The sequence below is a fragment of the Cryobacterium algoricola genome, from assembly GCF_004402485.1.
Classification (GTDB): domain Bacteria; phylum Actinomycetota; class Actinomycetes; order Actinomycetales; family Microbacteriaceae; genus Cryobacterium; species Cryobacterium algoricola.
Genome location: NZ_SOFG01000005.1, coordinates 1 through 5,317 on the forward strand (window position 1 = coordinate 1; position 5,317 = coordinate 5,317).

2 rRNA genes are annotated in these 5,317 nt (G+C 53.4%); both read right to left on the reverse strand.

From position 1 onward, the window contains the following. Nucleotides 1-62: 62 nt before the first annotated feature. Nucleotides 63-3,190: ribosomal RNA gene (locus tag E3O44_RS04775) — 23S ribosomal RNA — on the reverse strand. A gap of 461 nt (nt 3,191-3,651) precedes the next feature. Further along, nucleotides 3,652-5,171: ribosomal RNA gene (locus tag E3O44_RS04780) — 16S ribosomal RNA — on the reverse strand. Together the 16S and 23S rRNA genes form the textbook arrangement of a ribosomal RNA operon. Between the last annotated feature and the right edge of the window lie 146 nt (nt 5,172-5,317).

Genomic DNA, 5,317 nt, shown 5'->3' on the forward strand with positions numbered 1-5,317 from the left:
TTGTTCTCGACCGTACGTCGAGAACCACATAGTGGACGCTTGCAGCTTATTCAAACTGGTGTGTTATCAAATTATTGGCTTATTAGTACCGGTCAGCTCCAAGGGTCTTTAGTCCCCTCTTCCACATCCGGCCTATCAACGCAGTAGTCTAGCTGCGAGCCTCTCCCCCGAAGGGATGGAAATCTCATCTCGAAGCCGGCTTCCCGCTTAGATGCTTTCAGCGGTTATCCGTTCCGAACGTAGCTAATCAGCGGTGCTCCTGGCGGAACAACTGACACACCAGAGGTTCGTCCATCCCGGTCCTCTCGTACTAGGGATAGATCTTCTCAAATTTCCTGCGCGCGCAGCGGATAGGGACCGAACTGTCTCACGACGTTCTAAACCCAGCTCGCGTACCGCTTTAATGGGCGAACAGCCCAACCCTTGGGACCTACTCCAGCCCCAGGATGCGACGAGCCGACATCGAGGTGCCAAACCATGCCGTCGATATGGACTCTTGGGCAAGATCAGCCTGTTATCCCCGAGGTACCTTTTATCCGTTGAGCGACAGCGCTTCCACAAGCCACTGCCGGATCACTAGTCCCGACTTTCGTCCCTGCTCGACTTGTCAGTCTCACAGTCAAGCTCCCTTGTGCACTTACACTCGACACCTGATTGCCAACCAGGTTGAGGGAACCTTTGGGCGCCTCCGTTACTTTTTAGGAGGCAACCGCCCCAGTTAAACTACCCACCAGGCACTGTCCCTGAACCGGATCACGGTTCGAAGTTAGATATCCAATATGACCAGAGTGGTATTTCAACGTTGACTCCACCTGAACTAGCGTCCAAGCTTCAAAGTCTCCCACCTATCCTACACAAGCCACACCGAACACCAATACCAAGCTGTAGTAAAGGTCACGGGGTCTTTCCGTCCTGCTGCGCGTAACGAGCATCTTTACTCGTAATGCAATTTCGCCGAGTTCGCGGTTGAGACAGCTGGGAAGTCGTTACGCCATTCGTGCAGGTCGGAACTTACCCGACAAGGAATTTCGCTACCTTAGGATGGTTATAGTTACCACCGCCGTTTACTGGGGCTTAAATTCTCAGCTTCGCCTTGCGGCTAACCGTTCCTCTTAACCTTCCAGCACCGGGCAGGCGTCAGTCCGTATACATCGTCTTGCGACTTGGCACGGACCTGTGTTTTTAGTAAACAGTCGCTTCCCACTGGTCTCTGCGGCCTTCGAACGCTCCAGGAGTAAATCCCTTCACGCCTCCGGCCCCCCTTCTCCCGAAGTTACGGGGGCATTTTGCCGAGTTCCTTAACCACGATTCTCTCGATCTCCTTAGTATTCTCTACCTGATCACCTGAGTCGGTTTGGGGTACGGGTGACTAAAACCTCGCGTCGATGCTTTTCTTGGCAGCATAGGATCACTGATTTCGCCCTTACGGGCTACCCATCGGGTCTCAGCCTTATATGAGAGACGGATTTGCCTATCTCTCGGCCTACATCCTTAGACCGGGACAACCATCGCCCGGCTCAGCTACCTTCCTGCGTCACACCTGTTAATACGCTAACCGCACCAGCATAGGGTCGCACGCTAGGCCCACCCCCTCGGCCCGAAGGCTCCGGTCAGTGGGATTCAGATGCTTAGCATTACTGGATTAGCTTGGACGGTTTTTCGCCAGTACGGGAATATAAACCCGTTGTCCATCGACTACGCCTGTCGGCCTCGCCTTAGGTCCCGACTTACCCAGGGCGGATTAGCCTGGCCCTGGAAACCTTGATCTTTCGGAGGACGGGTTTCTCACCCGTCTTTCGCTACTCATGCCTGCATTCTCACTCGTGTAGCCTCCACGGCTGGTTTACACCGCCGCTTCGCTGGCCACACGACGCTCTCCTACCCATCAACACGGCTGAACCAACACAACAAGTGTGCGGCTTACCAAAAATATCAATGCCACAACTTCGGTGGCGTGCTTGAGCCCCGTTACATTGTCGGCGCGGAATCACTTGACCAGTGAGCTATTACGCACTCTTTCAAGGGTGGCTGCTTCTAAGCCAACCTCCTGGTTGTCTGTGCAACTCCACATCCTTTCCCACTTAGCACGCGCTTTGGGACCTTAGTTGGTGGTCTGGGTTGTTTCCCTCTCGACGATGAAGCTTATCCCCCACCGTCTCACTGCTGCGCTCTCACTTACCGGCATTCGGAGTTTGGCTGACGTCAGTAAGCTTTTAGGCCCCATCGGCCATCCAGTAGCTCTACCTCCGGCAAGAAACACGCAACGCTGCACCTAAATGCATTTCGGAGAGAACCAGCTATCACGAAGTTTGATTGGCCTTTCACCCCTATCCACAGCTCATCCCCTCCATTTTCAACTGAAGTGGGTTCGGTCCTCCACGACGTCTTACCGTCGCTTCAACCTGGCCATGGATAGATCACTTCGCTTCGGGTCTAGGACATGCGACTGAATCGCCCTATTCAGACTCGCTTTCGCTACGCATTCCCCTCTCGGGTTAAGCTCGCCACATATCACTAACTCGCAGGCTCATTCTTCAAAAGGCACGCTGTCACAGCAACAAGGCTGCTCCAACGGTTTGTAAGCAAACGGTTTCAGGTACTATTTCACTCCCCTCCCGGGGTACTTTTCACCTTTCCCTCACGGTACTTGTTCACTATCGGTCATGTAGGAGTATTTAGGCTTATCAGGTGGTCCTGACAGATTCACACGGGATTTCTCGGGCCCCGTGCTACTTGGGATACTCTTCACGCCATCACTGCATTTCGACTACGGGGTTCGCACCCTCTATGACCAGGCTTTCAATCCTGTTCGTCTATACAAATCTGTAACGTTCACTGTTCGGCAGAATCAGCAGAAAAGTCCCGCAACCCCGACCATGCAACGCCTGCCGGCTATCACACATGATCGGTTTAGCCTCTTCCGGGTTCGCTCGCCACTACTAACGGAATCACTATTGTTTTCTCTTCCTGTGGGTACTGAGATGTTTCACTTCCCCACGTTCCCTCTACCCGCCCTATATATTCAGGCGGGAGTCACCAGGTCACCTTACGGGCCTGGCGGGGTTTCCCCATTCGGACATCCTCGGATCACAGTTCGTTTATCAACTCCCCGAGGCTTATCGCAGATTACTACGTCCTTCTTCGGCTCTACATGCCAAGGCATTCACCGTTTGCTCTTAGAAATTTGAAATCACATGAGTTTGAATCGATTAAGAATCGAAAGACTCAAAGAGTCTCACGATCGAAATTGACCAATGATCTATAAATAGATCTTTGTAATTTGACCCCGAAGGGTTCAAATTTAAGATGCTCGCGTCCACTGTGTAGTTCTCAAAGTACGGGCGGTACCCTCACCCAGCCACGATTGATGTGACTGAGAAAAGGTCCAGAGGAACAGTTCATCCGCCGGCTAAAAGCCAGGAATGTTCCGGTCCCTCAGGACCCAACAGCGTGCAATATGCAAACCCTCGACGAAACACCCTTTCCAACTCCCCTGCTGTAAACAACAAGCGAGCGTACCGGGATCCAACGTTCTAGACCTGCATCAATGTCAATGTTCCACCCATGAGCGCCATCGAAGAACATTCGTCTCCGTATGGCTTGGCACCTGTGATCTCCCTGTATACAGAGGAGAGGTGCTGTGCTCCTTAGAAAGGAGGTGATCCAGCCGCACCTTCCGGTACGGCTACCTTGTTACGACTTAGTCCTAATCACCGATCCCACCTTCGACAGCTCCTTCCCGTGAGGGTTAGGCCACCGGCTTCGGGTGTTACCGACTTTCATGACTTGACGGGCGGTGTGTACAAGGCCCGGGAACGTATTCACCGCAGCGTTGCTGATCTGCGATTACTAGCGACTCCGACTTCATGAGGTCGAGTTGCAGACCTCAATCCGAACTGAGACCGGCTTTTTGGGATTCGCTCCACCTTGCGGTATTGCAGCCCTTTGTACCGGCCATTGTAGCATGCGTGAAGCCCAAGACATAAGGGGCATGATGATTTGACGTCATCCCCACCTTCCTCCGAGTTGACCCCGGCAGTATCCCATGAGTTCCCACCATTACGTGCTGGCAACATAGGACGAGGGTTGCGCTCGTTGCGGGACTTAACCCAACATCTCACGACACGAGCTGACGACAACCATGCACCACCTGTATAGAGACCTTGCGGGGCGACTGTTTCCAGCCGTTTCCTCTATATGTCAAGCCTTGGTAAGGTTCTTCGCGTTGCATCGAATTAATCCGCATGCTCCGCCGCTTGTGCGGGCCCCCGTCAATTCCTTTGAGTTTTAGCCTTGCGGCCGTACTCCCCAGGCGGGGAACTTAATGCGTTAGCTGCGACACGGAGACCGTGGAATGGTCCCCACATCTAGTTCCCAACGTTTACGGCATGGACTACCAGGGTATCTAATCCTGTTCGCTCCCCATGCTTTCGCTCCTCAGCGTCAGTTACGGCCCAGAGATCTGCCTTCGCCATTGGTGTTCCTCCTGATATCTGCGCATTCCACCGCTACACCAGGAATTCCAATCTCCCCTACCGCACTCTAGTCTGCCCGTACCCACTGCAGGCCCGAGGTTGAGCCTCGGGTTTTCACAGCAGACGCGACAAACCGCCTACGAGCTCTTTACGCCCAATAATTCCGGACAACGCTTGCACCCTACGTATTACCGCGGCTGCTGGCACGTAGTTAGCCGGTGCTTTTTCTGCAGGTACCGTCACTTTCGCTTCTTCCCTACTAAAAGAGGTTTACAACCCGAAGGCCGTCGTCCCTCACGCGGCGTTGCTGCATCAGGCTTTCGCCCATTGTGCAATATTCCCCACTGCTGCCTCCCGTAGGAGTCTGGGCCGTGTCTCAGTCCCAGTGTGGCCGGTCACCCTCTCAGGCCGGCTACCCGTCGTCGCCTTGGTGAGCCATTACCTCACCAACTAGCTGATAGGCCGCGAGCTCATCCCTGACCAAAATTCTTTCCACCAAAGAAGATGCCTTCCAAGGTCGTATCCGGTATTAGACGTCGTTTCCAACGCTTATCCCAGAGTCAAGGGCAGATTGCTCACGTGTTACTCACCCGTTCGCCACTAATCCGAAGAGCAAGCTCTCCATCATCGTTCGACTTGCATGTGTTAAGCACGCCGCCAGCGTTCGTCCTGAGCCAGGATCAAACTCTCCGTAAATGTTTGATTGCACGGATGCGAACATCCGGCACATCTAGTGTGACTGACCGCCGGAATGGGCGGACCAACCACAAGTTTGAAACTGACAGAACAAATCATTACTGACTTGCTTTGTTGTTATAAATGTTTTCCAAAGGAATCTCTTG